The organism is Williamsia sp. (genome assembly GCF_036566845.1).
In the GTDB taxonomy this organism is placed as follows: domain Bacteria; phylum Actinomycetota; class Actinomycetes; order Mycobacteriales; family Mycobacteriaceae; genus Williamsia.
Genome location: NZ_DATCVM010000206.1, coordinates 1 through 6,962, shown reverse-complemented (window position 1 = coordinate 6,962; position 6,962 = coordinate 1). Strand labels below are relative to the sequence as shown.

At 64.3% G+C, this 6,962-nt stretch carries 6 protein-coding genes; 2 read left to right on the top strand and 4 right to left on the bottom strand.

Annotated features, from left to right (window positions below):
- Positions 1-1,164 precede the first annotated feature (1,164 nt).
- A complete protein-coding gene (locus tag VIQ49_RS19750) occupies positions 1,165-2,379 on the bottom strand; it encodes an MFS transporter (RefSeq protein ID WP_331887788.1) in 1,215 nt (404 codons plus the stop codon).
- A gap of 126 nt (positions 2,380-2,505) precedes the next feature.
- Between VIQ49_RS19750 and VIQ49_RS19745 the strand changes: the two genes are divergently transcribed.
- Entirely contained in the window at positions 2,506-2,907 is a 402-nt protein-coding gene (locus VIQ49_RS19745; RefSeq protein WP_331887786.1) for a helix-turn-helix domain-containing protein, read from the top strand.
- A gap of 148 nt (positions 2,908-3,055) precedes the next feature.
- Complete coding sequence (locus VIQ49_RS19740; protein WP_331887784.1) at positions 3,056-3,277, top strand: hypothetical protein; 222 nt, start codon at positions 3,056-3,058, stop codon at positions 3,275-3,277.
- Positions 3,278-3,880: 603 nt separating this feature from the next.
- Here the strand turns inward: VIQ49_RS19740 and VIQ49_RS19735 are convergent.
- The 3 genes from VIQ49_RS19735 to VIQ49_RS19725 all read right to left on the bottom strand — a co-directional run.
- Positions 3,881-4,306 carry a GlcG/HbpS family heme-binding protein gene (locus VIQ49_RS19735; protein WP_331887782.1) on the bottom strand — a complete coding sequence of 142 codons (426 nt, stop codon included), beginning with the start codon at positions 4,304-4,306 and terminating at the stop codon, positions 3,881-3,883.
- Positions 4,303-6,474: a malate synthase G gene (locus tag VIQ49_RS19730; protein ID WP_331887780.1), complete on the bottom strand. Its 2,172-nt coding sequence runs from the start codon at positions 6,472-6,474 to the stop codon at positions 4,303-4,305. The genes VIQ49_RS19735 and VIQ49_RS19730 overlap by 4 nt, the downstream gene beginning before the upstream one ends.
- A gap of 115 nt (positions 6,475-6,589) precedes the next feature.
- Positions 6,590-6,962: hypothetical protein (locus tag VIQ49_RS19725; protein WP_331887778.1), on the bottom strand; the 373-nt coding region annotated here is incomplete at its 5' end.

The window sequence follows — 6,962 nt, the reverse complement described above, 5'->3', positions numbered from 1 at the left end:
CGACGTGGTGGCTGAAGCGCCGCAAGCGCAGAGCGAACTCTTTGACCGTGAGATCACGGTCTGGGTCACGCGCCCGCACAATGCGGAGGATCTCCGCCACCGGGTCGGACTCGGACATGCTCACGGCTACAGGGTACGACCAGGCTGCGCGATGCGGCGAGCCGCTCCCCAGCGGTCCTCGCAAGGCCTCCATCCAGGGCACGCTCCGGGTCCTGACGTGTCGACTTCGCAGCGCAACCCGGCATCCGCCGCACCCGCATCAGGTGCGTCCATTACGCGTCGCCGTGCGAAGAGTCACGCAACACTTGCGCGATGACGGTCCTCAGAAAAATACCCCCTCGCCAGGCGGTTCTGCTGCACCGCGGTCGACGGAGGGTCCGGGCGGGGTCCGGTGGCTTTCTGATCGCGCGTGGTGGTCTCGCAGGGGGCAGGACTCGTCGTCGAGTTTGAGGACCACCGAGCGTTGAAATGTCGGTCGAGCGTGGCAGCGGCGACGGTGGTGTCACCGGTTCTCGCTGCGCGTCTCGGCAAGGGTTGCTGGATACGGTGAAATAGGCAGCAGTACAAGGATTTCACGCTCGGCGACCTCCGTGCGGTCTTCGCGCCGTCGTGTGCAGATCGCCGCACTGACTCCGTGGTTTTGGCGACTCCCGCGAAAGATGCTGTCACCGAACCAGAATCAGAATGGCGGGGCCGTCGACGTCCGCTCAAGCCGCCATGCCCTGCTGAGGCCACGGTTGCGGATCGTAGATCAGTCGGGCGGTGATATAGGCGACGAACACATCCACCCCGCTGCGCGCATGCACACCCGGCGATCAGATTCACGGGACTTGGCGGAGAGGTCTGAACGTATTGATACCGCAGAGTGCTTCCATCAGGTCGCCGCCGCAGCCCTGCGCCTCGCGCCGTTGCGGGAGAGTCCGGCACCGCATGCACAGAGAAGTCCGGATCCACGATCACGTGCGGAGCCAAGCTCGCTATATCGGCGTGTGGACCTGGCCTGGCTGGTTGGCGCCGGTCTCCAGCGTCGCAACGGTGTGCACAATCGCCCCAGGATAAGACCATCGGATACCGCCTGCGATGTGATGTCGGCTTCTGCAGATTCCACTCGGGCGGGAGTTCACCGACCCCTGCTCGGCCACAACTCGAGCGCGCGCGGGGACCTCAGCCGACGCTGCGGAACCGGCGGCCTGCCACGGCACAGACGATGATCGCCGCCCCGCACAACACCACTCCCACCACAGCTGGCCCTGACGGGCCTGCCGCGGCGATGCCCACAGCACCCAGCAGAGCGCCGACACCGATCGCAATGTTGAACACCATCACGTACAACGAACTCGCGGCTTCGTGCGCGTGCGGCACAAGCCGTAGGACCAGCGTTTGCAGCACCACCGGGATCACCGAGTAGGCCGCACCCCACACAACGACCACAGCCACGGCAGCCACGGCACCGGTACCGGGAACAGCCAGCACCGCCAGCGAACCCCCGACCACGGCCACCGGAGCAATCAGGACCATTCGCACCGATCGTGTGGGCGACAGGAGCAACGCCGCGCCGGCGTTACCGACTACACCGGACACCCCATAGACCAGCAGGTACGCCCCGACCGACGACCCGGCCGCGCCGCGGCCCAGCAGAATCGGAGCGATGTAGGTGTACGCCGCGTAGTTGCCGACCACCACCAGCGCGGTCACCGTCAACAGCGCGCCGATAGCGTTGCGGCGCAACAGCAGCGACCTCAGCTGACCAAGACGCAACGCCCCACGCGGCGCCATCGCGGGCACCAACACGAACACCACGCACCACGCCAGAACTGTGGCAGCGGCCAAGACCCCGAACGCCACCCTCCACCCGGCCCAGGACCCCAGCACCGAGCCCGCAGGAACACCAAGCACCAAAGCCAACGAGATGCCGGAGAACACTGCAGCGGTCGCCCTGGCCGCCGACCGTGCTGACACCAACCGGACCGCGATCGCGGCGGTGATCGACCACATCAACCCATGAACCATCCCGATCCCCACCCGGATCGCCAGCAATCCTTCATAGCTGGGGACCAGCGCAGTGGCCGCATTGCCGGCCGCGAACACCCCCACGATCCACAACAGCAGCACCCGCCGATCCGCCCGCCCAGTCCACGACGTCATCAACGGAGCGAACACTCCGGCTACGAACCCATACACCGTCACACTCTGGCCAGCCGCACCGTCGGACACACCCAAGTCGGCGGCCATCTCCGGGAGCACACCGACGGGAAGCATCTCGGTCGCTGTCACCACGAAAACGGCCACCGCCAGCGCGACCACCGCTCCCCACGCACGTACCGGACCCACCCCTGCGGCGGCGGACTCTGTGCTATCCGGAGTCTGTGTCGATGGCACGGTCTCTCCTACTGCATTTGCAACGCCCGGGGCTGTCGGCCTTGTCGTTGACTACCCTTACCTAGTAGGGAACGATTCGGAAGTAGGTACCTATGAGTGCCCTACTATCTGAAAGAAGGTGTGCAGGTGGTAGCTGCTCACAATGACTCGCTCGCTGCTGCTGTGGCTGACCATGATTCGTTTCTCGCCACCTGCAGCAGTCGCCAATTGCTCTCGCGGCTCGCCGACAAATGGGTGACGCTGGTTCTCTGTGCGTTGGTGAACGGCCCGGTGCGGCACTCGGATCTGGCGCGGCGTATCGGTGGCGTGAGCCAGAAGATGCTCACCCAAACCCTGCGTAACCTCGAACGCGACGGACTGGTCCTGCGGACCCTGACTCCGACGGTGCCCCTCAAAGTTGAGTACGAACTGACCGCTCTGGGCCTGTCCCTGGTCGGAGTTTTCGCCCAACTCAAAGCGTGGGCCGACACCAACATGGATGACGTCGCCACAGCCCGCACCGACTACGACACACGCAACAACCCATGACCCCGAGCCTGGCGGTGAAAACCACAGCGACACAACGACCGCAAACCCACCCCAAGTGAGCGGCACTCCGCTGGCGTGGACAGTGTCCATCCGTGATGCCAATCCGTGAACATCACTGGGCGAGACGACGCTCGCGCACGTCCCATGCATGACTACGCTTTCGAAGCCCCGCACCGTGCAGCGCCATATCCCGACCCGCACTCGTGGCTACTGGCAGCACAACGCACCGATACAGACTGAGCTCCCCCACACCCAAGTCAAGGACATCGCCGGCGACGTACTCCCCGACATGATCTGGCGCCGACTTCCCCTCTGGCGCCATGCCATCACCTGGCACACACCCGGACTCTCCACGCTGACTCTTGATTGACCCAACCAGCGTGGTCAAGGCTGCTCGATGAGCAAATCGACACTCTCGGCGGGAAGTGTTGTAGCACAGACTAATTCGCCACCAGTGACGAAAGGTAGCCCGAATCTCGAGGTCCCACAGAAACTCTTGCCTGGCTGCCACTGGCCGACAAAACTCGCGACCGTTTCTCTTCACCCACCACCGACCAAAACTTTCCGTCGAAGTCCGACTGTGAGGTCGCAAGAGGCAGCCTATTATGTCGCCTGCACCAGCAGGTCCATCACGGCGTCGCCTGCGGCGGCCTGCTGACGGTTGGGTCGCCGGGTCATTAGAAGGGCACCTCTGGCCAGGGAGATACTGGGTCAGGCCGTCCCGTCAGCAGGTTGATTCCATTGTTACTGGAGAATTTCGGCCAAGCTACCATTCGCCGTAGCGTCGACATTGGTCGTGGAAACCATGGTGACGTCGAAACTGTTGGCGCACAATGTTGTTGGGCCTGCCCGCTCCAATTGAACTTGGGGCCTCAATGCACCCACCGGCATCATCCCGTGGAGTGCGAGACCGACAGAATCATTCACCCACGGATCGACAACCACGTGGCCCAACAATCGGGACCTGCCAAGATCAATCCGGTTGCGCTACAAACCCTGCGGCGCGGATGCCGGCCACGGCCGCCGCCTCATCGTTGTCCGAGGTATCACCGGTGACGCCGACCGCGCCGACGAGCGTCGCGCCGTCCCGCACCAACACCCCGCCCGGCACAGGTACCAGCGCTCCGCCGACAGCCGAAGTGGCCGCGGCGATAAAGTACGGCTGCGCCTCGGCGCGGGCCATGAGGGACCGTGACCCCATCCCGAGCGCCAGCGCACCGTGCGCCTTACCGAACGCGATCTCGAAGCGGCCGTTGGACGATTCGTCCTCGCGTTCGGCCGCGATCACGTATCCACCGGAGTCAAGGACTACGACGGTCATCGGCTTCAACCCGGCGCGTGCTGCCTCGGTCCTGGTCAACGCGACTATTTGGCGGGCTTGATCGAGCGAAATGCTCATGGCGTGATCTCCTTCTTTTGCCGGCGGTAGCTATGCAGTATCGGCTCGGTGTAGCCGCTGGGCTGAGCGGCGCCGAGCAGGATCAGGTCACGCGCGGCGCAGAAGGCCAGGGACTCGTCACCGACGGCCAACGGTTCGTAGCGCGGGTCGCCCGCGTTCTGCCCGTCGACGACGGGGGCCATCCGGTGGAGGCTGTCCAGCACGTCATCTCGAGCGATCACGCCGTGCAGCAGCCAGTTGGCGAGCAGTTGGCTGGAGATTCGCAAAGTCGCCCGATCCTCCATGAGCGCGACACCGTGGAGGTCGGGCACTTTGGAACAGCCGACACCCTGGTCGATCCAGCGCACCACATAGCCGAGGATGGATTGCACGTTGTTGTCCAGTTCCCGACGCCTGTCCGCCGCACCCAAATGTAGGTCGGCCGCGACGGGAAGAGCCAGGATCGGGTCGATTCCAATCGGCTTGCGCGTCGAGAGCTCCCGTTGAGTGGCGGCAACGTCGACTTGGTGGTAGTGGATCGCGTGCAGAGTGGCCGCCGTCGGGGACGGTACCCACGACGTCGACGCGCCTGCCTGTAGCTGCCCGATCTTCTGAGCCAGCATGTCGGACATCAGGTCCGGCATCGCCCACATACCCTTTCCGATCTGCGCAACACCCGCAAAGCCCGCTGCGAGGCCGACATCGACGTTGTGTCGCTCGTAGGCAGCCAGCCAGGCCTGATCACGCATGTCTACTTTGCGCACGACCGGGCCGGCCTGCATCGAGGTGTGGATCTCGTCGCCCGTGCGGTCCAGGAAACCTGTGTTGATGAACGCGATACGGTCACGGGCCTGGTGGATGCAGGCTTTGAGGTTGACGGAGGTACGCCGCTCCTCATCCATGATGCCCAGCTTGATCGTGCCGAACGGTAAGCCGTAGGCCTCCTCGATCTGCGTGAACATTTCGACGGTCAGGGCAACTTCGTCGGGGCCGTGCATCTTCGGCTTCACGAAGTACATGGAACCCGTTCGAGAATTGGCCAGCTCGGGGTTGCCGCGAAGGTCATGCAGAGAGCACAGCGCGGTTACCAGCGCGTCTAGGATGCCCTCCGGAATCTCGGCACCCTCTGCGTCCAGAATCGCGTCGGTAGTCAGCAGCAGGCCAACGTGCCGCACGAACAGCAGCGACCGCCCGTGAAGAGTGACCACCGACCCGTCACCAGCGGTGCATAGGCGATCTGGGTTCATGCTTCGCAGGAATGTCGCCCCGCCCTTGGTGACCCGCTCGCTGAGACGACCTTGCATCAGCAACAGCCAGTTGCGATAGCCGAGAACCTTGTCAGCGGGATCCACCGCCGCAACCGAATCCTCCAAGTCCATGATCGTGGTGACCGCGGACTCCAACACGATGTCCTTCACTCCGGCAGCATCAGATGCCCCGATTGGATGGACGCGGTCGATATGGATCTCTAGGTGTAGGCCGTGATGTGCGAGGACAACGGCCTCGAGCTCGTCGCCGGTGCGGTGCCCGACGAACTGGCCCGCGTCGCCCAGACCGGTGACCGTTCCGTCGGACAACACAACGATGAGACCGTCCGTGCCGACCGCGTAGCCAACGGCGTCGGCATGTGAACCCGTCGCCAGTGGCACGGCACGATCGAGCAGTTCGCGCCCGCGGGCGATGACCTCTGCAGCGCGCGCCGGGTTGTGCGACGTGCCGGGAGCGAGTACGCCGCCGCGGTCGACGGCATCGGTGCCGTACAACGCATCGTAGAGCGAGCCCCAGCGGGCATTGGCCGCGTTGACGGCGAAGCGTGCGTTCAGCAACGGCACCACCAGCTGCGGCCCGGCCTGGTCACAGACCTCGGCGTCCACGCCCGTGGTGGTGACCGCGAAGTCCTCGGGCTCGGGAACCAGGTAGCCGATTTCGCGGAGCAGGCGCTGATACGCCGCAATGTCGCCCGGCGGGCCGGGGTGGGCACGGTGCCACTGATCAAGGCTGGTTTGGATTCTGTCCCGCACGGCGAGCAGCTCGCGACTTCGAGGGGCCAAGTCGGCGATGATCGCCTCTGCGGCCCTCCAGAACGTGTCTGGCTGCACTCCAGACCCGGGTAGTACCTCGTCCGTCAGGAATTGATGCAGCTCTTCGGCAACCTGGAGCCGACCGACCCGGACTCGCTGGGCGGTCACGGCTTCCTTCCGCATAGAGAACCCGACAATTCGGCCATCGAGAAGTTCGCGGCGACGGCCGAGTTCATCGAATGAACATCCGCTCGTCTGTCTTCAGGCCGAACCCACGTCGTCATCATCTCGGCGTGACCCCGAAGTCCTCTGCCCAGTGTTCGTCGACGAGGTCGAGAGCACTTTGTGGAGGCATGCAGAGTTCCGCAGGCGTTTCGCCCTCATACTGAAAGCCGGTCGCGTCAATGATGATCTTCGACGTTCGCGCGAACCTGGTGCGGCGCTCTTCGGGTGGCAGTGACGGATCGAGCGCTATACCGGTGACGTTGTGCATGATGTCGATATCGCGGTGTGGCTGCACGTTCAGGGCGACCGCACGTTCGACCTCGATTGCCTTCCTGACGTCGACGTCCTCGGGGACGATGGTCAGATTCTTGATACCGCGGCCGGCCCAGGTACCGAAGATCGCGGCGGCCACCATCCTTCCGTGGCCCTCA